The organism is Amycolatopsis pigmentata (genome assembly GCF_042684065.1).
In the GTDB taxonomy this organism is placed as follows: domain Bacteria; phylum Actinomycetota; class Actinomycetes; order Mycobacteriales; family Pseudonocardiaceae; genus Amycolatopsis_E; species Amycolatopsis_E pigmentata.
The window spans coordinates 451,175-475,151 of record NZ_JBHUKR010000007.1 but is presented as its reverse complement, the minus strand read 5'-3'; the positions used below and the strand labels follow the sequence as shown (position 1 = coordinate 475,151).

General features: G+C 68.9%; 23 protein-coding genes and 1 other RNA gene. 14 read left to right on the top strand and 10 right to left on the bottom strand.

The features are described from left to right. The first annotated feature begins 20 nt into the window (after positions 1-20). The 3 genes from ACFSXZ_RS15185 to ACFSXZ_RS15175 all read left to right on the top strand — a co-directional run bounded on the left by ACFSXZ_RS15185 (position 21) and on the right by ACFSXZ_RS15175 (position 2,867). Positions 21-1,142 (top strand): 5-methyltetrahydropteroyltriglutamate--homocysteine S-methyltransferase, encoded by a 1,122-nt coding sequence (locus ACFSXZ_RS15185; RefSeq protein WP_378265617.1) that lies wholly within the window; start codon positions 21-23, stop codon positions 1,140-1,142. A 45-nt stretch (positions 1,143-1,187) separates the two neighbouring features. Next, positions 1,188-1,994: an IclR family transcriptional regulator gene (locus ACFSXZ_RS15180; protein WP_378265615.1), complete on the top strand. Its 807-nt coding sequence runs from the start codon at positions 1,188-1,190 to the stop codon at positions 1,992-1,994. Positions 1,995-2,147: 153 nt separating this feature from the next. Further along, positions 2,148-2,867 carry a Clp protease N-terminal domain-containing protein gene (locus ACFSXZ_RS15175; protein WP_378265613.1) on the top strand — a complete coding sequence of 240 codons (720 nt, stop codon included), beginning with the start codon at positions 2,148-2,150 and terminating at the stop codon, positions 2,865-2,867. A 75-nt stretch (positions 2,868-2,942) separates the two neighbouring features. Here the strand turns inward: ACFSXZ_RS15175 and gndA are convergent, their stop codons facing one another. After that, positions 2,943-4,382, bottom strand: coding sequence for an NADP-dependent phosphogluconate dehydrogenase (gene gndA, locus ACFSXZ_RS15170; protein ID WP_378265611.1), 1,440 nt, complete (start codon positions 4,380-4,382; stop codon positions 2,943-2,945). Between the two features lie 204 nt (positions 4,383-4,586). On the opposite strand from gndA, the gene ACFSXZ_RS15165 reads away from it, so the two are divergent. Further along, positions 4,587-5,444, top strand: coding sequence for a helix-turn-helix domain-containing protein (locus tag ACFSXZ_RS15165; protein ID WP_378265609.1), 858 nt, complete (start codon positions 4,587-4,589; stop codon positions 5,442-5,444). Positions 5,445-5,488: 44 nt separating this feature from the next. Here ACFSXZ_RS15165 and ACFSXZ_RS15160 read toward each other — a convergent pair whose 3' ends face one another. Together ACFSXZ_RS15160 and ACFSXZ_RS15155 are read right to left on the bottom strand one after the other, a co-directional pair. After that, the gene (locus ACFSXZ_RS15160) at positions 5,489-5,662 is read right to left on the bottom strand and encodes a hypothetical protein (RefSeq protein ID WP_378265607.1); all 174 of its coding nucleotides are present in this window, start codon (positions 5,660-5,662) and stop codon (positions 5,489-5,491) included. Next, complete coding sequence (locus ACFSXZ_RS15155) at positions 5,659-6,114, bottom strand: hypothetical protein (RefSeq protein WP_378265605.1); 456 nt, start codon at positions 6,112-6,114, stop codon at positions 5,659-5,661. The genes ACFSXZ_RS15160 and ACFSXZ_RS15155 overlap by 4 nt, the downstream gene beginning before the upstream one ends. Before the next feature lie 222 nt (positions 6,115-6,336). Between ACFSXZ_RS15155 and ACFSXZ_RS15150 the strand changes: the two genes are divergently transcribed. Further along, positions 6,337-6,591 (top strand): DUF397 domain-containing protein, encoded by a 255-nt coding sequence (locus tag ACFSXZ_RS15150; RefSeq protein ID WP_378265603.1) that lies wholly within the window; start codon positions 6,337-6,339, stop codon positions 6,589-6,591. Positions 6,592-6,632: 41 nt separating this feature from the next. On the opposite strand, the gene ACFSXZ_RS15145 is transcribed toward ACFSXZ_RS15150, so the two are convergent. The 7 genes from ACFSXZ_RS15145 to ACFSXZ_RS15115 all read right to left on the bottom strand — a co-directional run bounded on the left by ACFSXZ_RS15145 (position 6,633) and on the right by ACFSXZ_RS15115 (position 12,709). Beyond that, positions 6,633-7,184 (bottom strand): hypothetical protein, encoded by a 552-nt coding sequence (locus ACFSXZ_RS15145; RefSeq protein ID WP_378265601.1) that lies wholly within the window; start codon positions 7,182-7,184, stop codon positions 6,633-6,635. Continuing rightward, positions 7,181-8,302, bottom strand: coding sequence for a hypothetical protein (locus ACFSXZ_RS15140; RefSeq protein ID WP_378265599.1), 1,122 nt, complete (start codon positions 8,300-8,302; stop codon positions 7,181-7,183). The genes ACFSXZ_RS15145 and ACFSXZ_RS15140 overlap by 4 nt, the downstream gene beginning before the upstream one ends. Before the next feature lie 7 nt (positions 8,303-8,309). Beyond that, positions 8,310-8,702, bottom strand: coding sequence for a FixH family protein (locus ACFSXZ_RS15135; RefSeq protein ID WP_378265597.1), 393 nt, complete (start codon positions 8,700-8,702; stop codon positions 8,310-8,312). Beyond that, on the bottom strand, positions 8,699-10,111 hold the full coding sequence (locus tag ACFSXZ_RS15130) for a hypothetical protein (RefSeq protein WP_378265595.1): 1,413 nt from the start codon (positions 10,109-10,111) through the stop codon (positions 8,699-8,701). Before ACFSXZ_RS15130 ends, ACFSXZ_RS15135 begins: the two co-directional genes overlap by 4 nt. Before the next feature lie 93 nt (positions 10,112-10,204). Further along, on the bottom strand, positions 10,205-10,882 hold the full coding sequence (locus ACFSXZ_RS15125; RefSeq protein ID WP_378265593.1) for a response regulator: 678 nt from the start codon (positions 10,880-10,882) through the stop codon (positions 10,205-10,207). Beyond that, positions 10,867-12,099 (bottom strand): sensor histidine kinase, encoded by a 1,233-nt coding sequence (locus tag ACFSXZ_RS15120; RefSeq protein WP_378265591.1) that lies wholly within the window; start codon positions 12,097-12,099, stop codon positions 10,867-10,869. Before ACFSXZ_RS15120 ends, ACFSXZ_RS15125 begins: the two co-directional genes overlap by 16 nt. 55 nt (positions 12,100-12,154) lie before the next feature. Further along, positions 12,155-12,709, bottom strand: coding sequence for a hypothetical protein (locus ACFSXZ_RS15115; protein WP_378265589.1), 555 nt, complete (start codon positions 12,707-12,709; stop codon positions 12,155-12,157). Between the two features lie 165 nt (positions 12,710-12,874). Here ACFSXZ_RS15115 and ACFSXZ_RS15110 point away from each other — a divergent pair, with 165 nt between their 5' ends. The 9 genes from ACFSXZ_RS15110 to ACFSXZ_RS15070 all read left to right on the top strand — a co-directional run bounded on the left by ACFSXZ_RS15110 (position 12,875) and on the right by ACFSXZ_RS15070 (position 23,977). Continuing rightward, a complete protein-coding gene (locus tag ACFSXZ_RS15110) occupies positions 12,875-13,618 on the top strand; it encodes a response regulator transcription factor (protein ID WP_378265587.1) in 744 nt (247 codons plus the stop codon). Then, positions 13,599-15,161, top strand: a complete 1,563-nt coding sequence (locus ACFSXZ_RS15105) for a sensor histidine kinase (RefSeq protein ID WP_378265585.1) — start codon at positions 13,599-13,601, stop codon at positions 15,159-15,161. Before ACFSXZ_RS15110 ends, ACFSXZ_RS15105 begins: the two co-directional genes overlap by 20 nt. A 258-nt stretch (positions 15,162-15,419) precedes the next feature. Continuing rightward, positions 15,420-16,655, top strand: a complete 1,236-nt coding sequence (locus ACFSXZ_RS15100; RefSeq protein WP_378265583.1) for a glycosyltransferase — start codon at positions 15,420-15,422, stop codon at positions 16,653-16,655. Between the two features lie 15 nt (positions 16,656-16,670). Beyond that, complete coding sequence (locus tag ACFSXZ_RS15095) at positions 16,671-18,719, top strand: ArnT family glycosyltransferase (RefSeq protein ID WP_378265581.1); 2,049 nt, start codon at positions 16,671-16,673, stop codon at positions 18,717-18,719. 9 nt (positions 18,720-18,728) lie between these two features. Continuing rightward, positions 18,729-18,825, top strand: an RNA gene (gene ffs, locus ACFSXZ_RS15090) — signal recognition particle sRNA small type. Positions 18,826-19,129: 304 nt separating this feature from the next. Then, positions 19,130-19,660 carry a DddA-like double-stranded DNA deaminase toxin gene (locus tag ACFSXZ_RS15085; protein WP_378265579.1) on the top strand — a complete coding sequence of 177 codons (531 nt, stop codon included), beginning with the start codon at positions 19,130-19,132 and terminating at the stop codon, positions 19,658-19,660. Continuing rightward, a complete protein-coding gene (locus tag ACFSXZ_RS15080; RefSeq protein ID WP_378265577.1) occupies positions 19,648-20,064 on the top strand; it encodes an Imm1 family immunity protein in 417 nt (138 codons plus the stop codon). Before ACFSXZ_RS15085 ends, ACFSXZ_RS15080 begins: the two co-directional genes overlap by 13 nt. An 89-nt stretch (positions 20,065-20,153) precedes the next feature. Continuing rightward, complete coding sequence (locus ACFSXZ_RS15075; protein WP_378265575.1) at positions 20,154-22,109, top strand: DNA polymerase III subunit gamma and tau; 1,956 nt, start codon at positions 20,154-20,156, stop codon at positions 22,107-22,109. Between the two features lie 539 nt (positions 22,110-22,648). Next, positions 22,649-23,977 carry a helix-turn-helix domain-containing protein gene (locus ACFSXZ_RS15070; RefSeq protein WP_378265573.1) on the top strand — a complete coding sequence of 443 codons (1,329 nt, stop codon included), beginning with the start codon at positions 22,649-22,651 and terminating at the stop codon, positions 23,975-23,977.

Below are 23,977 nucleotides of genomic sequence, written 5' to 3'. Positions count from 1 at the left end.
GCCGCGTCCAGCATCGAGGCATGACTCCGCGTACGACACCGCCGTTCCGCGCTGATCATGTGGGCAGCCTGCTGCGGCCCGCTGAACTCCACCACGCTCGCGAGGCCTTCGGCAGTGGTGAGATCTCCGCCGACGATCTTCGTGCCGTGGAGGACGAAGCGATCCGCGGCGCGGTCGAACTGCAACGCTCGGCCGGCCTGGCTTCGGCGACCGACGGTGAGTTCCGGCGCGGTTCCTGGCACATGGATTTCATCTACCAGCTGAAAGGCGTCGCGAAGAGCGAGGAGCGGCTGCACGTCCGATTCCACAATCCCGCGGGGGACATCGAGTTCAACCCGGCCGGGCTGAAGGTCGGCGCCAAGGTGGACCTCGACGGTGTCATCTTCGGTGACGCCTTCACCTTCCTGAAGTCCATTGTGGACCCTTCCGTGACGCCGAAGCTGACCATCCCCTCGCCCAGCATGATCTACTACCGGGGCGGCCGGGCCGCGGTGGACGAGAAGGTGTACCCGGACATCGAAGAGTTCTACGACGATCTCGCGGCGGCCTATGCCAAGGAGATCGCCGGCTTGGCCGGACTCGGATGCACGTACCTGCAACTCGACGACACGAGCCTCGCCTACCTCAACGACCCGGAGCAGCGCGCCATGGTGGCCCGCATGGGCGGGGACCCCGAGAAGCAGCACATCCGCAACATCAAGACGCTGAACGCCGCACTCGCCGGCAGGCCCGCCGGACTGACCGTCACCACGCACCTGTGCCGGGGCAACTTCCGCTCGTCCTGGGTCGCCGAAGGCGGATACGACTTCGTGGCGGACGCCCTGTTCAACGAGCTCGAGGTGGACGGGTACTTCCTGGAATTCGACGACGAGCGCTCCGGTGGCTTCGAACCGTTGCGCTTCGTGCCGAAGGGCAAGTACGTGGTGCTGGGCCTGGTCACCACGAAGCGTGGTGAGCTGGAAAGCGTGGATTCCTTGCGGCGCCGGATCGAAACGGCCTCGTCCTACGTCGACATCGACCAGCTCTGTCTCTCCCCGCAGTGCGGGTTCTCCTCCACCGAAGAGGGCAACGACCTCACCGAGGACCAGCAGAAAGCCAAGCTGGAACGCATCGTCGAGACGGCCGAGCTCGTCTGGGGCTGAGCCGGTACCGGGCGTGGTGGCGTGGTGACCCCGTAACCTGGAGTTGTGCGGCATACCTCGGCGCAGGCGCCATCCGTGGTCGATCGCGTACTGAACGTCTTCGGTGCGTTCACACCGGACCGTCCCGCGCTGACTCTCTCCGATCTGAGCCGCCGGGCCCGGCTTCCGCTGTCCACCACGCATCGCATCGTCGGCGAGTTGGCTCGCCGGGGTGCGCTGGAGCGGCAGGACGACGGGCGTTACCGCGTCGGTCTCTGGTTGTGGGAGGTCGCGTCGCTCTCACCACGCGGCACCGGCCTGCGCGAGAACGCGATGCCGTTCCTCGAAGACCTGTACGAGGCGACGCACGAAAACGTCCAGCTCGCGGTGCTCGATGCGCCCGATGTCGTCTACATCGAACGGATTTCCGGCCGTAACGCGGTGAACGTGGTGTCCCGGGTCGGTGGCCGGTTTCCGGCCCACGCCACCGGTGTCGGTTTGGTTCTGCTCGCCTACGCCTCGCCCGAGGTGCAGGAACAAGTGCTTTCGGGGCCGTTGAAGACCTACACCCCGAAGACGATCGCCGCTCCGGAGCAGCTTCGGCGCGTGCTGGCCGGCATCCGCCGTGACGGGTTCGTCATCAGCGACCGGCAGGTGGAACTGATCTCGGTCTCGGTGGCGGCGCCGGTGTTCGGCCCCGACGGCACCGCGGTCGCCGCGATCTCCATCGTGGTTCCGGTGGAGGGCACCGACCCCCGCGTCCTGGTGCCCGCGGTGCGCGCCGCGGCCCGGGGGATTTCGCGCTCGCTCGGCGCTCCGAAGGCGCTGGGACAACCCGTTGGTCCTTCGGGCGACTGGCAGGCTCCAGTCTGACGATCGTCAACCTATGGTTGACGATCCGCTATCGTCAACCTATGGTTGACGCATGGCATCGATGCCCCGTCGACCAGGTTGCGGGCGCGAATCGCGAAGGAATCTGAACGATCGCGGGGGCGCGCAGCTCGCGAACAAAGATAAGGAATCACCATGAGCATTCCAGTTCGTCTTGACGACTTGATCGAGTCGGTGAAGAGCCAGACGCCCGGCTCGGACCCGCTTCAGCAGCTCTCCGACGCCGTGCTGGTGGCCGAGCAGGTCGGCGAGGTGGCCGACCATCTGATCGGTCATTTCGTCGACCAGGCCCGCCGGTCCGGCGCGTCCTGGACCGAAATCGGCACGAGCATGGGCGTCTCCAAACAGGCAGCGCAGAAACGCTTCGTCCCCAAGGAGTTCTTCGCCTCCTCCGGGCACGCGGACTTCAGCCGTTTCACCCCGCGCGCCCGCAACGTGGTGGAACACGCGGCGCGGGCCGCTCGTGGCGTCAACAACGATCAGATCGACACCATCCACCTCCTGCTCGGCCTCCTCGGCGAGCCGGACGGGATCGCGGCGAAGATCATCGAGAAACATGCCGGGTCGGTGACCGAGGTCGGCAAGCGCGTGTCGGCCCTGCTGCCGCCCGGCGTGGACGACCTGCCCGAACGCATCCCGTTCAGCGCGCGGAGCCGCAAGGCGCTGGAGTTGACCGTCCGCGAAGCGTTGCGGCTGGTGCACAACTACGTCGGCACCGAGCACATCCTGCTCGGCCTCATCGACCAGCGCGAGGGGCCCGCCTACGAGGTGCTCACCGAACTCGGCCTCACCAAGGACATCGTGGACGAAGAGATCGACAGCCTCCTCGCCGTCTTCAAGTCCAAGCGGGGGTGACGCTCGTCGGGGCCGGGAAGTGGAGGAAGGAGTGTTTACTACGGATGTTTCGTAGTAAACACTCCTTCCTCCCGATCAGGCCGGGGACTCGGGGCGGCCTTCGGCGGCCCAGGCGGTGTGGAACGAGCCGTCGCGGTCGGTCCGCCGGTAGGTGTGGGCGCCGAAGAAGTCCCGCTGACCCTGGACCAGGGCGGCGGGCAGGCGCTCGGCGCGCAGGCCGTCGTAGTAGGCGAGAGCGGTGGAGAAGCCCGGGGTCGGGATGCCGAGCCGCACGGCCGTGGACACCACGGACCGCCAGGAATCCTGTGCCTCGTCGACCGCCTTGCGGAAGTCACCCGATGTCAGCAGGGTCGGCAGCTTGGGCTCGGCGGCGTAGGCGGCGCGGATGTCGTCGAGGAACTTCGCCCGGATGATGCAGCCTCCCCGCCAGATCGAGGCGACCGCGCCGAGGTCGATGTCCCAGCCGTATTCCGCCCCGCCGGCCTGGATCTGGTTGAACCCCTGGGCGTAGGCCACGATCTTCGACGCGTACAGCGCCCGCTCGACGTCGTCGGCGAAGCTTTCCGCGGCGGCACCCGAGAGCGGTGCTCGCGTCGGGCCGGGCAGGCCGCGGCCTGCCTCGCGCAGTCCGACACTGCCGGACAACGAACGCGCGAACACGGCCTCGGCGATGCCGCTGATGGACACGCCGAGATCAAGGCCGATCTGCACGGTCCACCGGCCGGTGCCCTTCTGCTCCGCCTGATCCGCGACGATGTCGACGAACGGCTTGCCGGTCGCGGCGTCGGTGTGCGCGAGGACCTCGGCGGTGATCTCGATCAGGTACGAGTCCAGCCTGCCGGTGTTCCAGGTCCGGAACACCTCGGCGATTTGCGCCGGTTCGTAGCCGAGCGCGCCGCGCAGCAGGTCGAAGGACTCGGCGATCAGCTGCATGTCGGAGTACTCGATGCCGTTGTGCACCATCTTGACGAAGTGCCCCGCGCCGTCCGGGCCGATGTGCGTGCAGCACGGCACACCGTCCACCTTGGCCGAGATGTCCTCGAACAGTGGACCGAGCGACGCGTAGGACTCCTTCGAGCCGCCGGGCATGATGCTCGGCCCGTGCAGAGCGCCCTCTTCGCCGCCGGACACTCCGGTGCCGACGAAGTGCAGACCACGCTCCCGCAGGGCGGCCTCGCGCCGGCGGGTGTCCGCGAAGTGCGCGTTGCCCGCGTCGACGATGACGTCGCCCTTTTCCAGCAGCGGCGCGAACTCCTCGATCACCGCGTCGGTGGGTGCCCCGGCTTTGACCATGATGACCACTTGACGCGGCCGTTCGAGTGAATCGACGAACTCCCGCGCGGAGTAGGCCGGAATGAACTGTCCTTCGTCGCCGAACTGCTCCACGAGATCCCGCGTCCGCTGCTCGGAACGGTTGTGCAGCGCGACGATGTGCCCGTGACGGGCCAGGTTGCGGGCGAGGTTCCGCCCCATGACCGCCAGTCCGGTGACCCCGATGCTCGCCTTCGTGCTCACTTGCCTGCCTTCCCGTCTCGGGCCCTGTCGTCACCCTAGCGCGACCCATGTGGCCTGCCTGTTGAACGGCCGTGTAACTGCGCGCCGAGGCTGTTTCCCCGGCAACCGTCCGCCGGTTACCATGGCTATCCTGTGCGTGAACAGGGTAAAGTCGACGGATTGCGATCATGAACGAGTCAACGGGAGCGGCCAGGGGTATGCGCGATGGCTAGCACCGTCACATCCCGTCGCAAGCAACTCGGGAACGAACTCCGGCACGCGCGGACCGCCGCGAAGATGACGCAGCAGCAGGTCGCCGAGGTCCTGGGGTGTACCCAGGGCAAGGTCAACAAGATCGAATCCGGCGCGGTGGGCGTCAAACTCGGCGATGTACGGGCCATGCTGGACGCCTTCGGCGTCAACGGTGACGAGTCGGAGGCGCTGATGAACCTGGCTCGCGCCGCGGCCGGACAGCGCGGCCACTGGTCGGGGTACCGGTCGGTGGTGCCGCACTGGTTCCGCACCTTCACCGATCTCGAACCGGCCGCCGTGGAGATCATGACCTGGCACGGTGAGCGGATCCCGGGACCGCTGCAGTCCGAGCACTACATGCTCAAGCGGTTCACCGAGTTCGGCGCCACCGACGTGACCTCCCTGGTCCGCAACCGGCTGGACCGCAAGGCCGTCTTCGACCAGGCGCAGCCGCCGTACTACCGGTTCATCCTCAGCGAAGCCGCGCTGCGCAGGGCTCCGGGTGGCGACGCCCCGGCGGTGATGCTGGACCAGATCGAGCATCTGATGGAACTCGACCGCCGCCAGCGGGTCTACATCCACGTGCTCAGATTCGACGCCCGGCTCGCCGCGGTGCCCAACGACTTCACCATCATGCGGTTTCCCGACCGCACCAGGGATTTCGTCTACATCGAACATTCTGCGGGCGGCATCTACCTGGACGACCAGAAGGACTTCCAGCTTTTCGTGGACGCCTGGGACCGGCTGCGCGGCGCGGCTCTCGAACGTCAGGAGACCCGGGAGTTCCTCAAAGACATGGCCGATTTCTACCGCGTGAAGATGGGGGCGTAGCCGGTTTCAGCGGCCACGCCCCGGAAAGATTTCGGAAAGCGCTTTCAGTCTTTGATCCTGCTCAACGCTCGCGCGGACAACCGGCGGACCAGCCGGTGTGGCCGGAAGTTCGTGCGCATCGGCGCGCGTTCGGCCTCGTCGGCCAGCTCGCGCGCGATGTGTTCACGGGCGGAGGGCCAGCGGCCGATTCCTTCGGCGTCCCCGATTCTGACGGTCATTGTCCCTCCAGGTGACATTGGGCGGGTTCGGACAACGCGAGGCAGCATTCACAGGGCATTCCCGCGCCCAGGTTCAGCCATTCGATATCCGGAAGGTGGAGCTCGGTCCCGCAATGCGCGACTATGGAGCCGTACAACAGCATTCCCGGGCGAAGGGGGAAAAGGTGTGCGCAGCGCCGGGTCTCGCCGACCAGGCCCGGTGCGGGCCTGCCGATCGCGAGCAGGGTGCCGGGCCAGTCTTCGCGCAGGTACCACACGGCGGAGGCGTTTTCGTCGAGCCGGAGCCAGCCGAGCATCTCCTCGAGTGCGTCGGCAGGGGTCGCCGCGCTCGTAGCCGTCTGACGTCCGTTGACGCTGCCGACGATCACGAACGGCAACGGCGTGGTCTGGACCGCGCCGGGTGGCCGATGGCCGAACCCGGCGGGTGCCGCGGCCGTGTCTGCTGCGAGCACGGGACACCTCCCCCGTGAGGTTGTTGCCTGTGGCCCTGGCCGGTGGTTCGGTGAACCTGCCACCCGGCCGGGGAGATTAATCCTACTACTGGAATAATCCTGCTGTCGAGTGGTCAAGTCTTGGATCACCCGGCTGGCCCCACGAGGGTTGACGTGAAAGTCGGGGGGTGGCTCGTTTGCCCATGTCAGACGAGCTGCCAAGCACGCACGGAGGTAGCACCCATGGCGGAACGTCCGCACCCGCGGGCTTACGACCCCAGCACCGCGGGAAGTCTTTTCGAAGAGGGAAAGTGGGTCAAATCCTTCGCGAGTGAGCCCAACGGAGGAAACTGTGTCGAAGTCAACACCGGCACCGCGGGCCTCGTGGGCGTGCGCGACACGAAGCTCGCGGCGAGCCCGGTGTTCGTTTTCGACACGGGTGAGTGGGAGGCCTTCCTGGCCGGCGTGAAGGCCGGCCAGTTCGACCTCCTGTCCTGAGCTGATTAACGACTTTCGTGTGATATTGACGGCGTTCGTTCTCAGGTGGCCGGGGTTGTACCGGCCACCTGGGACTTCGTGCGCCGCCAGGCCACCGCGAGGAACACGGCCAGTCCGACCAGCGGCAGCACGCTGATCGACCAGCCCAGCGACAGCGGGGGCCCCGGCTGTGGAAGCACCGCGAGACGGCTCAATTCCCCGCTACCGTGTCCCTGCGGACCGTCGATCTCGAACCGGAAGGTCCAGTCCCCCGAGGTTTTGAGCGAGTACACGTCCAGACCCCAGACATCCCGCTTCCGTGGGTGCCGTGCCAGCGGGCGCCGGCCCGCGCGGCCGTCCGGACGAATTTGCGTCAGCGTTCCCGACAACTCGTCTATCCCGCCGTCCGGGGCGAACGTGAAGTCCAGCGACTGCAGCGCCCGCAGCGGCCACGTGCTGAACCCGACCGTCAGCCCGTACGGGCCGGCCTGGACCCGTTCGGTGTGCACGACGTTCACCGGCTCGTACGCGGCCGCCACGGGGGTGGCGGTCAGCGTCAGCCCCAGCACGGCGAGCATGACCGCGGCGACCTTTCCGATCCGGCGCGTTTTCATGCTGCCTCCCCTTCGAGTTCCCCCGGCCGCGGCGGCGAGACCAGGCGGAGCATCCGTCCGAAACGCCAGCCGAGGAAACCGGCGAGCAGTCCCAGCACGGCGCCGGCCACGCCGGTCGTGACCTCCTCCATCAGCCTCGGCCCGGGCCCGGCGTAGATCCAGGCCGACTGGAACGCGGCACACACGGCCACGACCAGTGACCCGAGCGCGCCGGCCAGTACCGGGGCCCATCGGGACGCCCGGCCCCGGACGAGCGCGCCTTCGATGAGCAGCGCCACCACGATCAGGCACATCGGTACCCGCGCCGGCAGCACGGGCACGACGAAGACGTAGTCACGCATCGGCAGGCCGACCGCGCCGGCGTAGGCGCGCGCGGCCCATGGCGAGAACCACCAGAACGCGAGTTGGATGACGCCGACCATGATCGCGGTGCCCACCGCCCCGCCGGGACGGCCGAGGAAACCTGCGCCGACCATCACCAGGAGCACGGACAGGAAGCCGCTCGCCGCGTTGGTCCAGCTCACGGTGCCGTCGAGGTCCTTGAGCCCGAGGACGGTCACCATGCTGAAGGTGAGCAGGATGGCCAGCGCCCCCAGCGTGCCGATCCGGCCCCAGCGCTCCGACCGCGCCGCGGCGAACACCATGATGGTGCCCGCCATCGTCACCGTGGCCGACAGCAACAGCCCGATGTGCGGCGGGGAGTTGATCACCGCGTCGAACCCGTACAGCCCGTGCCACCACTGGTCCCACAGCCCGTAGATCAGGAACGACGCGGCGCCCGCGCCGGACAGCAGATAGCCGGCCGGGGCGGCGAAGACGCCGAGGGTGCGGATCGCGCGCCCGCCGACGATCGGATCGACCGCGCGGCCGGCCCGCTGCGCGGCGGTCGTGGCGAGCACCACCCCGAGGCTGACGAACCCGGCGATCGCGCTGCCCGAATAGAGGAACAGGTGCGGCAGGGTGAAAAAGGTGTCCGGGCCGACGTCGTTGTGCCACTGGATGTCCCAGGTCAGCCCGACCAGGGAGATCACCGTGGCGGCCAGCAGCGTCAGCGCCGCCGGCATCCCTCGCGCTCGGGCCGTCGTGGTGACGGCCCCCCGGTTCGCAGTGAGATCCATTCTTCTCCTATCCCTTGACCAGCAACGGAATGACGACCTGGTCGGCACCGGAAGGACCGTGCAGGGCCACGGTGATCTCCCACTGCCCCACCATCGGGAACGTGGTTTCGGCCCGGTACGCACCCGGCGCCGTCTCGGTCGTGGGCACCGGCGAGAGCGCGTGTCCCATCTGCGGCATCACCGGCTCGACCGTGACAGTGTCCACAGTGGACGGTGTTACGTCGAGAGTCAGGACGCCCGCGCCCAGGCGGGGCTCGTCCACGGTGAGGCGCACCTGGTAGAGACGGCCCGAAGCCTGGGCCACCGAGGGGCCACCGCCGGACGGCCAAAAGAGGAACGCCAGCACGGCCGCGAGCACCACTACCGCGGGTGCCAGGACGAGAATTCGGCGCCTTGTCATTCCCCGGCCCCCTTCTGGAGCACCTCGACGGTCACCGGCACGGTCAGCACGGCGTAGCCGCGCTCGGCCTGGATCCAGAGCCGGTACCGGCCGGGCAGCGGGAAGGTGTAGGTGAAGGAGACATCCGGCCCGTAGGCCGCGACCGTCTCGTCGGGCTGGCCTCCCACCGCGCCGGGCGTGGCCGGGAACATCGCGTGCGCGTGTGCCCACACCGGTGCCGCGAGGGCGGCCGTGCCCAGGTCGGCGTCGCCGGGGAGCGGGCCGACGGCGATCAGGTGGCCCAGCATGCCCAGCCACGGCTGGAGATCGGCCGGTCCGGTGAAGTGCGCGGTGATCGTGCTCGGGCTTCCGGCGCCGGCCACGGTGGTCCGGACCTCTGCCTGCACGGTGGCCGGGAAGACGCTTCGTCCGCCCGGGCGGACATCCAACCTCGCACGGACCAGTTGCACGCCGCCACCGCGGCGGGCGATCTCGGCCGCGACCGCGTACTCGCCGGGCTCGGGTGGGTTCAGTCGCACCCGGTAGCGACCCGCCGCGACGCGAACCGGGTGCAGGTGCCAGAGTTCGCCCGACGGACCGATGATCACCAGGTGCACGAAGGCGTTGTCGTGCACCAGGAGGTCGTCCACGCCACGCCCGGTCGAGCCGTCCGTGAAGGCCAGTTCCACCTCACCACTGGCACCCGCGACGGCGTCGGAGGTCACCACGAGGTTCACCGGGGGCCGGGAAAAGTCCATTGTGGATAACGAGGAGACGATGGCGTACGGGTCGGCGACGTCCGCACCGGTCGGATCCAGTTGAGGCCCGGGTTGTGGCGGGGGTGGTGTGCTCGCGGACAGCACGGCCGCGGTGATGCCGACCGCGACCGCGGCCACCACGCCCGCGCCCGGCACGAGGGTGAGCCAAGTGCGTCTGGCGCGCAGGGCGGTCACCAACGCGACCAGCAGGAACAATCCGGCCGCGACGAATCCTCCGTAGGCCGCCTTCTCCCACGGGGGCACCACGCGGGCGGGCACCACGAACGGGATCCGTGCGACCTCGCGGCCATCGTCGATCGCCAGTTCCCACGGGCCCGGCCGGTCCACCGAGAGCGTGGCCGGGTACGAGCCCGGGAGCACCCCGAGTACCAGCGAAGCCGTGCTGTTTCCGTCCCCCTCGACCGGGAACGCGCGCAGCCCGAGGGTGCCGGGCGCGGTGCCGGCATGCGTGACCACCTCGACCGGGAGCGGTCCTGGCACGCCGTCGACCCGCCGGATCACCACGGTCAGGTCCCGATCACCGAGCGTCTGCGCGATGTGCAGGTCACCACCGGTGGGCGCGCTGTCGGCCGACGCGGGCACGGGCAGGAAAACGGCCGCGAACGCGCAGGACAGCACGATCACCGCGACGCGAAACCCCCTGGTTTTCATCGTGACCGAAGGTATCGAGCCGAGCCCGGGTTTTCGTCACGTCGCGGGGGGACCGGCGATCCCTCTTACGGGGGAGACGATCCCCGGGACAGGTCAGGGCCGCGCGAGGCCGTGCCGGTAGGCGTAAACCACCGCGTGCACACGGTCGCGCAGGCCGAGTTTGGCCAGCACGCGGGAGACGTGCGTTTTCACGGTTTCCTCGCCGACGTTCAGTTCGGCGGCGATTTCGGCGTTGCTGCGCGCGTGCGCGATCAGGGAGAGGACTTCCCGTTCCCGCGAGGTCAGTCGTTCCAGTTCGGGCGGGAGGACCGGCGGTTGGATGCTGGTGGCGAACCGAGAGATCAGCCGGCTCGTCACGGACGGGTCGATCAGCGCGTCCCCTCGGGCCACCACCCGCAGCGCCGAGATCATCTCTTCCGGCGGCACGTTCTTCAGCAGGAAGCCGCTCGCCCCCGCCCGCAGCGCACGGTAGACGTAGTCGTCGGAGTCGTAGGTGGTCAGCACGAGCACCTTGGTCTTGTTGCCCGGCATGGCGAGAATCGCCTCGGTCGCGGCGAGGCCGTCCAGCTTCGGCATCCGCACGTCGAGCACGGCGACGTCGGGGCGCAGCCGGTTAACCTCGGCGACCGCGGCCCGGCCGTCGGCGACTTCGGCCACGCAGTCGAGATCGGGCTGGGTGTCGAGCACCGCGCGCAATCCCGAGCGGAACAGCGCGTGGTCGTCGGCGAGCATGACGGTGAGTGCCGTCGCGTCGTTCATCTCGGCTGCCATTTACCAATCCGACCAAAAGCAGGCGGAGACGGTCCGTAACCGCACCGCTTGCAGAGACCCGTTTCCGCCGTGGCTGTGGTCGGGTTGGTAACGATCGGCACAGTCGGTTCCCCCTCGAGCTGGAATGAGGCGGTGAGCCGCCAACGGCCGTCTTCCGGCCCGTAGCCGAGCTTGCCGCCGTACAACGTCACCCGCCGCCGGATGCCGGCCAGCCCATGATGTCGTTCGCCGTTCTGCCTGGCCTCGCGCGGCACTGTGTTCGTGACCGTCAACGCGACCTCGTTGTCGGTGTAGGCGAGTTCCACCTCGATACTTCCGCCGTCCCCGTGCCGCAGCGCGTTGGTCAGCGCTTCCTGCGCGATCCGGTAGAGCGCGATCTCGAGCGACGGCGGCAGTTCCCGGGCTTTGCCGTGGACGACCAGGCGGGCGGGAAGTCCGTGCAGCAGATCGCAGAGGTCGTTCAGGCCGGGCTGGAGCGCCTCGGGGGACTGTCCGTGCAGGAGATCGAGCAGCCGGTGCAGGTCGGACATCGCCGAGCGACTCGCCTTTTCCACCGCGCTCAGCGACCGCGGCACCGGGCCGTCAGCGTCCTGGCCCGCCAGCGCGAGACGGGCCGCGCCCGCGTGGATCCCGATCGCGCTGACGTGGTGGGAAATCACGTCATGCAGATCGCGGGCGATGGCACCGCGTTCTTCGATGACCGCGCGGCGCACGGCCTCGGTTTCGCGTTGTTCCAGATCGGCCAGGTAGGCGCGGCGAGCGGTGGTGTACCGGCCGACCAGCCAGGGCAGCAGACCGCGCATCAGCACATACAGGACGAGCAGTCGCCAGTCGTGACCGACGCGGTTACCGGCGAGGATCGGGCTGGCCACCAGCGCGGCCATCAACGCGGCGAGCGCCACCGCGGCCGAGCGAGTTCCCAGCCAGGCACCCGCCCGGTACCCGGCGATCAGCAGCCCGGCATCGTCCGCGCGGATACCGAGCCCCAACACCGGCCCGACAGTCGTCAGCGCGGCATGGCCGACCAGCACCGCCCCGGACCACCGCGCCGGGAGAGCCAGGGCGGCGTTCGCGATCACGGTCGCGACCAGCAGCGCCCAGGGCCGCCAGCCGGTCAGCGGCGGCCCGAGGATGAGGAACTGCCCGCCATCGGTGACCACGCACACCCCGGCGACGAGCATCGACTGCCGCGCCAGAGCGCCGCTGACATTCCGCACGCGACCAGACTGGCACAACCTCCAGTCCTGCTAAGCGGAACCGGAGGAAAGGGGATCAGCCCCCGAACCCGGGCGGGCCGCCTCGGGGGAAGCCACCGGCTCCGCCTGGCCCGGCGTCGGCATCGCTGATGCTCAGCGCGGTGGCCGTGCCCGAGCCGGTGGGCACCTTCGCGATCACGGTCACCGCGCTCCCGTCGGTCAGGTTTCCCTGCTTCTCGGTCGCGGAGTCGATGGCGTAGGTCTGCGTGTAACCGTCTTCGCTCTTCACGGTGACCGAGTTCGCGCTCGACGCGCTGACCGTCCCGGTCTGCATGCGTTCGGTGAGGTATCCGCCGTCGGAGGAAACGGTGAACTCGCCGTGCAGCGCGTCGCCCGCGAATCCGCCCGCGAAGCCGGGGAAAGGTCCCTGGCCGATCCCACCGGCGGGCGTGCTCTGCTGGGCACTGTTCGACGAGGTTCCGGCGTAGATCACGGCCGCGCCCGAGGCGGCGATGGCGACCGCGACGGCGGCGGCCACCGCGATCTTCCGGCCGGACCACTTCGGTGAAGGCGGTCGTGGGTCGCCCCAGGCTTGGGGAGCTTGCTCGGTGGTCGTCGACTCGGTGCTCATCGGTTCCTCTTTCGTGCCATGCTGTGGTCCTTCGCCAGGTTCGAGGAACCGCCTGTGGCCTCGCTGTGTACACGATGGGCCAATCCTGTGCACTGAAAGCGTTCTCTCAGGAAACACAAAGGAACTACACAGCCAAGTCCCACTCGCGCGGGCGAAGATGCAACTATGACGTCGACGAAAGCCACCTCCGGGCGGGGCAGGGCCGACCTGCGGCGCCCCGACGGTTCCCCGGTGCGTGTCCTTGTTGTCGACGACGAAAGGTCGCTCGCCGAACTCGTTTCCATGGCACTGCGCATGGAAGGCTGGGAAATCCGCAGTGCGGAGAACGGCATGGAAGCGGTCCGGGTGGCCCGGGAATTCCGGCCGGACGCGGTCGTGCTCGACGTGATGCTGCCGGATTTCAGCGGCCTCGAGGTCATCTCCAGGCTACGCACGGAAGCCCCGAACCTTCCGGTTTTGTTCCTCACCGCGCGGGACGCGGTGGAAGACCGGATCGCCGGGTTGACCGCGGGCGGCGACGACTACGTGACCAAGCCGTTCAGCCTCGAGGAGGTCGTCCTGCGGTTGCGCGCGCTGCTGCGCCGGTCCCACGTGGTTTCGGCAGGCGCGGGATCGACGTTGACCGTCGGCGATCTGACGCTCGACGAGGACAGCCGCGAGGTGCACCGCGGCGGGGAGTGGATTTCCCTCACCGCGACCGAGTTCGAACTGCTCCGGTTCCTGATGCGCAATCCCAAACGCGTGCTGTCCAAGGCCCAGATCCTCGACCGCGTGTGGAGCTACGACTTCGGCGGACAGGCCAACATCGTCGAACTCTATATTTCCTACCTGCGCAAGAAGATCGACGCCGGCCGGGAGCCGATGATCCACACCAGACGTGGCGCGGGGTATGTTCTCAAGCCGGCCTGACGACAGGCCGCGTGACCGCCGCCGCCGCTTGTTCCCGTTGTCGCTGCGCGGAAAGCTGATCGCGCAGCTCATCTTCCTGTTGGCACTGGTCTGCCTGGTCGTCGGGATTTCGACCGAGGTGGCGCTGAGCCGGTTCCTTCTCCATCAGCTCGACGACCGGCTCACCGCCGCGAGCGAACGGGGTCAGCACGCGCCGTCGCGGCCGGGCGGGCCGCCCGGTTTCACGGGTTTTCCCGGCGCTCCGCCCCCGGACGCGCTCCGGGTCTTCGGGCAGGGCGCGGGCACGCTCGCGATGCACGTCTCGTCCGATGGCGTGATCGCCGCCGGCGTGCTCAAACTGGGTCCGAGCCAGTCGGTCCGGGGCGAGCCGTTCGATCCGGTGTCGCAGGAGCAGGTCAAGCAGCTGTCGGCGTTGCCTCCGGACAGCCACAAGTACACCCTCGACCTCGGTGGGCAGCTCGGGGACTACCGGCTGGTGTCGGTGCGCGATCCGGACGGCGGGGTCACCATCACCGGCTTGCCGCTCGCGGATGTCTCGGCGACCCGGTGGCAACTGGCGCTCGTGTTCGGTGGGGTGGCGCTGGGCGCGTTGCTGGTCGCGGGCGCGGTCGGTGCCGTCACCTTCCGCCGCACCACGCGCCCGCTGGACCGGCTGGCCCACACGGCGGCGCAGGTGTCCGAACTGCCGCTCGACAAGGGCGAGGTGGCGCTTTCGGTCCGGGTGCCCGAAGTCGACGCCGATCCCCGCACCGAAATCGGCAAGGTCGGCGTCGCGTTCAACCGGATGCTCGGACACGTCGACGCCGCGCTCGCGGCCCGGCACGAAAGCGAGAACCGGGTCCGCCAGTTCGTCGCGGACGCGAGCCACGAACTGCGCACCCCGCTGGCCGCGATCCGTGGCTACGCCGAACTCACCCGTCGCAGCGGGGACGCGGTGCCGCCCGACGTCGCCTTCGCCATCGGCCGGGTGGAGTCCGAGTCGGCCCGGATGACGAAGCTGGTCGAGGAACTGCTGCTGCTCGCCCGGCTCGACGCCGGACGCCATCGCGTCTACGAACCCGTCGGCCTCGCCCGGCTGGTGGCCGACGCGGTCGCCGACGCGCACGTCTCGGGGCCGGACCACCGCTGGCTGCTGAACGCGCCGCCCGAGGAGGTCACGGTCCTCGGCGACGCGAACCAGTTGCACCAGGTCGTGACCAACCTGCTCACCAACGCGCGTACCCATACCCCGCCCGGTACCGAGGTGACCACGAAACTCCTCAGCACCCGGGGGCAGGTCACGTTGACGGTCGAAGACAACGGGCCCGGCATTCCTCCCGAAGTGCTACCCGAAGTGTTCGAGCGCTTCGCCAGAGGCGACACCTCGCGGTCCAGGGCGGCAGGCAGCACGGGGCTGGGATTGGCGATCGTCGCCGCGGTGGTGGCGGCGCACAACGGTCAGGTCGGGGTGGCGAGCAGGCCCGGGCGCACCGAATTCACCGTGCGGTTCCCGGCCTTCACCCTCTCCGCCTCACCGTCCCCCGGAGCGAGGCTCCGGGCCTAGGTCCTCACAGTCGAGCGGGCCGTGGACCTTGCCTCGCAGAACCACGTTCGGCCCAACGTGATGCCAGAGGAACCGGATCCGGGGCGGCAGCAGGTGCGCATCAGCGCGGCGAAACCTCATCGCCGGGGCCCGGCTCCGCGATCTTGCCGGGCTCGCTCCACCTGGATCAACCCCTTTGTCCGCTATGGGAACACGCTCACAGCCTCCGCACAGGTGACCCTTATGGTGACCACATCCCGGCCCGACATCGTGTCCACCATGACGACCTCGGCAGACGCTTCCCCCGCGGCGCCGCGGGGCCGCTCATCGGAAAGCGGCTCGACCCCCGTACTGGACGTGGTCATCCCCGTCTACAACGAAGAAAACGACCTGGCAGGGTGCGTGCGAAGACTGCACGCCCATCTCACCGACGCTGTTCCCTATCCGTTCCGCATCACGATCGCCGACAACGCGAGCACCGACCACACGCTCGCGATCGCCCACCGGCTCGCCGCCGACCTCCCCGAAGTGGCCGTCTGCCATCTCGACGAGAAGGGCCGCGGCCGCGCGCTCAACGCCGTGTGGTCGGCTTCGGACGCCCAGGTGCTGGCCTACCTCGACGTCGACATGTCCACCGACCTCGCGGCCCTGCTCCCGCTGGTCGCCCCGCTGATCTCCGGACATTCCGACCTGGCCATCGGATCGCGCCTGGCCCGGGGCGCTCGAGTGGTGCGCGGACCGAAGCGCGAGTTCGTTTCCCGTTGCTACAACCTGATTCTGCGCGGCACGCTGGCCGCCCGGTTTTCCGACGCCCAGTGCGGCTTCAAAGCCATCCGCGCCGACGTGGCCCGGCGGTTGCTGCCGCTGGTGGAGGACACCGGATGGTTCTTCGACACCGAACTGCTCGTCCTCGCCCAGCGCACCGGGTTGCGAATCCACGAAGTCCCGGTGGACTGGATCGACGATCCGGCGTCGTCGGTCAAGATCGTCGCGACGGCCGCCGCCGACCTCAAGGGAGTCGCACGGATGTTGAAGGCGTTCACCACCGGAACCCTGCCGTTGAGGGAAATCCGCGCACAGCTCGGACGCGCGCCGATCAGCGTGTCCGCTCCCGGCGTGCCGCCGAGGCTCGCCACCCAGCTGGTGCGATTCGCCGCCATCGGTGTCACCAGCACACTCGCCTACCTCGCGCTGTTCCTGTTGCTGCGCCTGGGAATGGGAGCGCAGGCGGCGAACTTCGTCGCGCTGGCGGTGACCGCGGTCGCGAACACCGCGGCCAATCGCCGGTTCACCTTCGGCGTGCGCGGCAGGAAGGACGCCGGACGGCACCAGTTCGAGGGCCTGATCGTGTTCGGTCTCGGCCTCGCGCTCACCAGCGGCTCACTCGCCCTGCTCAACGGATACACCGGGGCGAGCCGGGTCGCCGAGCCCGTCGTGCTCGTCCTCGCCAACCTCGTGGCCACGTTGCTGCGCTTCCTTTTGTTGCGCAACTGGGTCTTCCGGAAGAATCGTTAGGAGAAAGCACTACCCATGACCACTACGTTCGTGCCGCCCGTGATGAGTTCGGGGACCGGCCCGACGGCCACCCCTGGGACCGGCGAGCGGCCGCGGTGGGTCCGGCCCGCGGTGGCCGTTCTGCTGCTCGCGACCGCCGGACTGTATTTCTGGAATCTCAGCGCTTCCGGCTACGCCAACGACTTCTACGCGATGGCCGTGCAGGCGGGTACCTGGGACTGGAAGGCCCTGTTCTTCGGTTCGCTCGACCCCGGGAACGTCGTCACCGTGGACAAGCCCCCGGCGGCCATGTGGCTGATGGGGTTGTCCGCGCGGATCTTCGGATTCTCCAGCTGGAGCATGCTGGCCCCGAACGCGCTGTGCGGGGTGGGGTCGGTGGGTCTGGTCTATTTGACGGTCCGTCGTACCAACGGTCCCGCCGCCGGGCTGCTGGCCGGCGCGGTGCTCGCGTTGACACCGGTCGCCGCGCTGATGTTCAAGTTCAACAACCCCGACGCCCTTCTGGTGCTGTTGCTCACGCTGGGCGCCTATTTCACCGTGCGGGCACTGGAAAAGGCAGGCACCTGGTGGCTGGTGCTGGCCGGAACGGCGATCGGTTTCGGCTTCGTCGCCAAGATGCTGCAGGCGTTCCTGGTGCTTCCCGCGTTCGTGCTGGTGTACCTGGTGTGCGCGCCGGCCGGACTGGGAAAGCGGCTGGCGCAGGTATGCGCCGCAGGGGCCGCGGTTCTGGTTTCGGCTGGGTGGTACGTGGCGGTCGTGGCCTTGTGGCCGGCGTCGAGCCGTCCCTACATCGGTGGTTCGACGACCAACAGCGCGCTCGAACTTGCCTTGGGCTACAACGGTTTGGGCCGTATCTTCGGTAACCGGGGCGGTTTCGGCGGCGGTGGACCAGCCGCCGGACGTGAGGGTGCCGGGCGGGACATCGCGCGGGAAATCACCGGTGGCGGCCAGCCCTTCGGTGGAGGTGGTCCCGGTGGCGGCGCCGCTTTCGGTGGCCAGTCCGGACTGGGGCGCATGTTCGGGCAGTCCTTCGGGACGGAGGTCTCGTGGTTGCTGCCCGCCGCCTTGATCGCGCTCGTGGCGGGCCTCTGGTTCACTCGCTCGTTCCCCCGCACCGACCGCACCAGGGCCGGACTGCTGTTGTGGGGCGGTTGGACCGTTGTCACGGCGGCCGTTTTCAGCTTTATGAGCGGCATCGTGCACCCGTACTACGCGGTGGCGCTCGCGCCCGGGATCGCCGGCCTGATCGGTATCGGCACGGTGGAACTGTGGCGCGGCAGGCGCAACTACTCCGCACGCGTGGTACTCGCGTTGATGGCCGCGTCCGCCGGAGTGTGGGGCTTCATCCTGCTGGACCGGACAGCGTCGTGGCTGCCCTGGCTGCGGTACCTGATCCTGGTGCTCACCGCGCTGGTGGTCCTCGGTCTCCTGGTCGGGATCGATCGCATCCGCCGGGTGGGCGTCGTGCTCGCGGTCACCGGGATCGTCACCGGGATGCTCGCGACTTCCGCCTACGCGGTGGCGACCGCGAGCATCGGGCACTCCGGTGGGACGCCCGTCTCCGGTCCCGCCGGCGCCGCGGCAAGGGGCCCTGGCGGTGGCGGGTTCGGCGGGACTCGCGGCGGTGGGTTCGGTGAGACTCGCGGTGGCCCCGGTGAGACTCGCGGTGGTCCGGGCGGGCTCGGTGGCTTCGGCGGGTTCGGTGGCGGCCAACCGAACGCCCAGGTCCTTGCCAAGCTCCGGGCGACCGGCACCAAGTGGTCGGCCGCGGCCGACGGTTCGATGGTCGCCGCGGGCCTCGCGCTGTACTCGGGCAAACCGGTGATGGCGATGGGCGGGTTCAACGGCGGCGACCCGGCGCCGACCCTCGACCAGTTCAAGGAATACGTGGCCAAGGGTGAGATCACCTACTACGTCTCCGGTGGCCGGGGCGGCGGGTTCGGAGGTCCTGGTGGACGCGGTGACGCCCAGTCGATCGCGTCCTGGGTGGCCTCGAAGTACACCGCGGAGACGGTCGGCGGCACCACCCTCTACAACCTGACGAAACCCTTGTTGCCGTCCTGATCTACACTGAAGGAGGACCCCCGCGGCGTCCACCCTGTGAACCTCCCCAGGGCCGGAAGGCAGCAAGGATAAGCAGGCTCTGACGGGTGCGGGGGTCCGCCTTTTTGTCCCGCACCCCGCTCACTCCCCGTGACGCCACACCACCGGGTGAACTTCCTCGGGAGGGCCCTCCGGCTGCCGCCCTCCTGGCACGCTCACGCCGCGGGAGGGGCGGACGCGTGTCGACGCTGGCTGAGGCCATAAACCGGATACGGAGTGTCCTCGGTCGGACGCACCGAGCACGTGCCGCGCTGAACCAAGCCGCTGAGGCGCTGCACGAGGCCCGACAGCACCTCACGCAGGCTCTGGAAGGCGCGCACGCCCCGGAAGCCGGGCACGCGCAGGCCCTGCTGGCGGAAGCCGGCGACAGTATGGAGGCGACCGGCCGGGCCGTGGTGGACGCCGAGACCCTCGTCCGTCGCTACCTGGACCGACTTGGCCCCCTGGACTCCCGCGCCACCGCGGCCGCTCCACAACCGGACGCCGGGCCCCCGACACCGGAACGCATCGAACAACTCCGAGCCGAACTCCCTCCGGACATCGGGCGGTTCAATGGTCGAAAGACACATGGCCGATGGATCGATGCGAACGGTGAAGTCCATGCTGAGACAAGCGGTAAGGACGGCAAATACGATGAGGCTATCCGGCTGTTCAAGGAGCTGAAGGCACGCCGAATTCCGTTGCGTGCTTCCGATGTGGAGATGAAATTGGCCGCTCACATGCGTCGGAACGGGATCCGCTCGGCCACGCTCGTGATCAACCACGTGCCGTGTGAAGGCCCGCTGGGGTGCGACGCGCTGATACCCGTGATCCTGCCTGCGGGCTACAAGCTCACCGTTTACGGTACGGACGGCTTCGTGCGTGAATATCTCGGAGGGAAGACATCGACGTGGCTACCTTAGCCGTGTATTACGCACAGGGACACGGAGACGCTCCCGTCACGATCAGCACGCCGGACGAAGTGGACGCCTTGATCGACCGGGTGCGGCGCGAGTCACCCGGGCACGCGCCGATGCTTCTGGAAGCGCACATCGCCGGTGACCCCTACGCACAGGGGCTCGACGTGGGCGTCAGGGGTGATCGAGGGGTGCTTCGCTACAGCGGGCGGGACTGGCCCGAGGGCGTCTACAGCACAGGAGACGGCCCCAGCGAGGGCGAGCCGTTGGTGTACTACTTCATGGACAACTACACCGAGTTCCCCCCGAATGCCGAGGTACCGCTGGCTGTCGTGCGGCAAGCCATCCGCGACTTCCTCGCCACCGGTGGGGAGCGGTCCGCCCGCGTCGAGTGGCAACCCGGCGAGTGAGCGCCGGTCGACTGGGCCAGGCAGGTGGCGGACGTGGCCTGTGCCGGACCAATGGGCGGTTTGCGGGGGTAGGCCGGTAGTCTCTCGTCGTGGCACTGGCTCTCTACCGCAAGTACCGTCCGGCGACCTTCGCCGAGGTCGTCGGGCAGGAGCACGTCACCGAACCGCTGCGCACGGCGCTCGCGGCGGGCCGGATCAACCACGCCTACCTTTTCTCCGGGCCGCGAGGCTGCGGCAAGACCTCCAGCGCCCGGATCATGGCCCGCTCCCTCAACTGCGCCGAGGGGCCCACGCCCGACCCGTGCGGTAAGTGTGACTCCTGCCGGGCGCTCGCCCCCGAGGGGCCGGGCAGCATCGATGTCACCGAGCTGGACGCGGCGAGCCACGGGGGTGTCGACGACGCCCGCGAGCTGCGCGATCGGGCCTTCTACGCGCCCGCCGAGTCGCGCTATCGCGTGTTCATCATCGACGAGGCGCACATGGTCACCACGCAGGGATTCAACGCCCTGCTCAAGATCGTGGAAGAACCGCCGGAACACCTGATCTTCATTTTCGCCACCACCGAGCCGGACAAGGTCCTGCCGACCATCCGCTCCCGTACCCACCACTACCCGTTCCGGCTGATTCCGCCGGGGGCGATGCGGGAGCTGCTGGAACGCAACGTCGCGGCCGAGGGCATGCACGTCGACCCGGCGGTGTATCCGCTGGTCATCCGCGCGGGCGGCGGGTCGGCGCGGGACACCCAGTCGGTGCTCGACCAGCTCCTGGCCGGCGCCGGTCCCGACGGGGTCGACTATCAGCGGGCCGTCGCGCTGCTCGGGGTCACCGATGTGACCCTGATCGACGACATGATCGACGGACTCGCCGTCGAGGATTCCGCCGCGGTGTACGGCACCGTGGAACGCCTCGCCGAGGCCGGGCATGACCCCCGGCGGTTCGCCTCGGATCTGCTCGACCGGCTGCGTGACCTCATCCTGGTCCGCGCGGTGCCCGACGCCGTCGCCCGTGGCCTGGTGTCCGCACCGGAAGAGGAACTGAAGCGGATGACCGCGCAGGCCGAGCGGCTCGGTGCCGGGACGCTCACCCGCTACGCCAAGATCGTCCACAGTGGACTACTCGAGATGCGGGGGGCGACCGCGCCACGGCTGCTGATGGAACTGCTCTGCGCGCGGATGTTGCTGCCCTCGGTCTCCGAGGACGAGGCCGCCATGCTCCACCGTCTCGAACGGCTGGAGCGCCGGATCACGGTGGGCACGGACGCTTCCCAGACTTCGGCCCCCGCGGAGCAGGCTTCCGCCGCGCCTTCCACGGACCGCACGTTCCAGCGCCCCTCCCAGCGAACCGCGGAGCCCGCCGAAGCGCGACCCGCCCCCGCACGACCCGCGCAATCGCGGCCGCAGCGCCCGGCACCGTCGCACCCCGCGCCTCAAGCCCAGCGCGCCGCGGCGGAACCGGCCACGCCCGAACCCGCGCCCGCGGCCCCCGGTGCCATCGACGCGACCGCGGTCCGCCGGGTCTGGCCGGACCTGCTGGCGGCGATCCGGAAGACCAGCCGCAGCACCGAGGCGATGCTCACCAACGCCACCGTGCAGAGCGTGGACGGCTCGACCGTGGTGCTGGCCCACACCGCGGAACCCTTGGCGCGCAGGCTTTCCGAGCCCCGCAACGCCGATTTCATCGCCGCCGCCCTGCACGAGGTGCTCGGTGGCACCTGGCAGGTTCGGTGCGTGCACGCCGGAGGCGGCGGCGGTGGTTCGGCCCGGCCGGGAAGCCCGAACCCGCGCCCGCAACCGAATCCGCCCCAGCGGCCCGCGCCCGCTGAGCGCTCCTATCAGCGCCAAGCCGCTCAGCCCGCGCCGGTCCCGGCCCGCGAGACGGCGCCCGCCGAACCCGACATTCCGTTGCCTCCGGAGCCGGAGGACGAGGAAAGCGCGAGCGCCGAAGGCGTCTTTCCGGGCGGAGTGCCCACGGCGGACGTCCCCGACCCGGAAGCCGTCGCGCACAAGCTTCTCGCCGAACACCTCGGTGCCCGCCCTCTGGACTAGTGCGACCCAACGGCTCGATCGCTTATCCGTCATAAGTGACAAAGATTCCCCCGAGGGGGATCTTCCTTTTCGGGTGGCTCGTTCGGCGCGAGCGGACTGTAGTCGTAGCGCTCGGCCAATCGGTAGCCGAGGACTCGCGATCGCACCACCCGGACCGATTTCGCCGCTTCGGGGCGTGAGTGTTCGGAATGGGTGTCGCGCGAAGACCATGCGATGTAGCCGAAAATGCCGGACACTATGCCAACCACGACGAGACCGGCCGCCAGCCACGGGGTCAAGTACATGGCGTTCCCACCTTCTTTCCTGGCTGCGAAGGGAACGCGGGACCGGGGGGGCACGTTCCCGGTCCCGCGTGATGAAGCCTGCTGCCTCACGTCCTTGTCCGGAACGGTGGTATGCGCGTCGGTTCGGTGGGTGGCTATGGCGGCGACCAGGCCCGGAGGCCACTCGGAGATTTGGGCGGTGAATTGCTCGGCGGCCACACCGTTGCGTGTTTTCGGCGTTACCCTCTGAGTAGGACCGTGCGCGGAGAGGTGGTCATGACTCTGATGCCGAACCGTCGGCTCATGGCCGCTCGCGTGGCCGCCGGATTGACGCAAGGCACCGTGGCCGAGCTGGCGAACGCGCAGGTCGAGCGTGATACAGGTAAGCCGGGCGCGATGGACGCGGATTACGTGAGCAAGCTCGAGCGCGGTGTCTACCGGTGGCCGGGTAAGCACTACCGGCGTGCTCTCCGGGCGGTGCTCGGCGGGTCTACCGATTCGGATCTCGGCTTCCACTCGACCCGCTGTAAGCAGAACACCGTTGTCAGTGGAACCCCCGAGATGGACCCAGGGAGTGACGACGTGAATCGACAGGCGTTTCTTCGGGTGATGGCCGCTTCCGTGGCGGGAATGGCGGTTGGCAGCCCGACAGCGGAGGCGGTCGGTCGTGCGGTCGGCGGCGACTCCCCGGCACGTGTCGGTGCCACCGAGATCGAACAGGTCGATCACGCGATCAGGTTTTTCGGAGAATTGCAGAGTCTCTACGGCGGTGGCGTTTGCCAGGACTCGATCGCGGGGCAGGTGAGGTGGGCTACCGGACTGTTGAACGCCAGTGCCACCGAGGAAGTCAGGAACGCGCTCTGTCGTTCTGTCGGTTTCCTGGTCGATGTGGCGGGCTGGGGCGCTTTCGACGCGGGGCACCACGACGCGGCCCGCCAGTATTTCAACCTGGCGCTGCTCTGCGCGGAACAAGCGAACGACTGGGGTCTGCGTGCGAACGTGTTGTCCGACATGGCACGCCAGGCCGTGTACATAGGCCGCCCGGACGACGGCTTGAGCCTGATCGAACTCGCGCAGGTCCGGCAGGACCGGCAGACCCCGACCGTGCGAGCGATGCTCTCGACCGTGCGCGCCCGGACGTTGGCGAAGGTCGGGCGCGGTGAGGACTGCTACGGCGCGGTCCTGGCCGCCGAAGACCACCTCGGCAACCAGAACCCCGACGATGATCCGCCCTGGATCACCTACTTCGACACCGCGGAACTGGCGGGCGACGCCGGGCATGCTCTCCTCGATGTCGCGTTGACCGGTAAGCACATCGAGGACGCGCGCAGCCGGCTACGCCGGTCCGTGGCGTCCTATTCGGCGAATGACGCTCGTGGACGAGCTTTTGCCCTGGGCAAGCTGGCCATTCTCGAACTCAAGGTGGGGGACGCGCATCAGGGCATTCGTTACGGTGAGCAGGCTCTGCAGGCGGAGGCGCCGCTGAAGTCCCGACGTGCGCACGACGACCTGGCGGAGGTGTCCAAGGCTTTGGGCAACCACGCCGATCTCGCGGGTGCGCGGGAGCTGCGCTCCCGGCTGGCCGAAGCGGTGGAATCCGCGTGA